This is a genomic window from Paenibacillus sp. YN15, assembly GCF_003285005.1.
Taxonomy (GTDB): domain Bacteria; phylum Bacillota; class Bacilli; order Paenibacillales; family NBRC-103111; genus Paenibacillus_AR.
This window is the reverse complement of record NZ_QMFA01000106.1, coordinates 1-737: the sequence shown is the minus strand read 5'-3', so window position 1 is coordinate 737 and position 737 is coordinate 1. Positions and strand designations below refer to the sequence as shown.

Genomic DNA, 737 nt, shown 5'->3' with positions numbered 1-737 from the left:
AGTCATAACCACCGGCTTAGCCGGTGGCTTCCATCAGCCCTATAAGGGCATGGTACTAGCACGCGCCTAAGAAGGCGCATTGAACATCTGCCAACCGCGGGACTCTCACGGGCTGGCCCCTAAAGGGGCTACGTCACCTGCCCTTTTTTGCCGACTCGCCCGTGAACGGGTCCAGGAGTTCTTTCATGGTGAGTTGTTCGTAATTCTTATCTTCTGTTAGCTGATTGCGGATGTATTCTTCGATCACTTTCTTGTTTCGCCCTACGGTATCCACGAAGTATCCTCTACACCAGAATTGACGGTTTCCATATCGATATTTCATATTCGCAAATTGATCAAAGATCATCAACGAGCTTTTCCCTTTCAGGTATCCCATAAATTCCGAAACACTTAACTTCGGTGGGATGCTCACCAACATATGAATGTGATCTGGACACGCTTCTGCTTCCAGAATTTCCACTCCTTTTCGCTCATATAGCTGACGGATGATCTTTCCGATTTCTCGCTTCAGTTTCCCGTAAATGACTTGCCTGCGGTACTTCGGTGCAAATACAATATGATATTTGCAGTTCCATTTGGTATGTGCTAAGCTGCTCTTGTCCATCTTTTGGCTCCTTTGATTTTATGGGTGCGGTTGGCAGACCGGCACTCATTTTATCATGAAGTTCAAAAGATGGACTACTCATAGCTATAAGCTTTTGGGAACCCCCAGTCGAACTGGGGGTTTTCGTGTACAA

At 46.7% G+C, this 737-nt stretch carries 1 protein-coding gene; it reads right to left on the bottom strand.

The window, feature by feature from the left end; all coding sequences use genetic code 11:
- Positions 1 to 133: 133 nt before the first annotated feature.
- Positions 134 to 604 (bottom strand): IS200/IS605 family transposase, encoded by a 471-nt coding sequence (gene tnpA, locus DQG13_RS30355; protein ID WP_113023928.1) that lies wholly within the window; start codon positions 602 to 604, stop codon positions 134 to 136.
- Positions 605 to 737 lie beyond the last annotated feature (133 nt).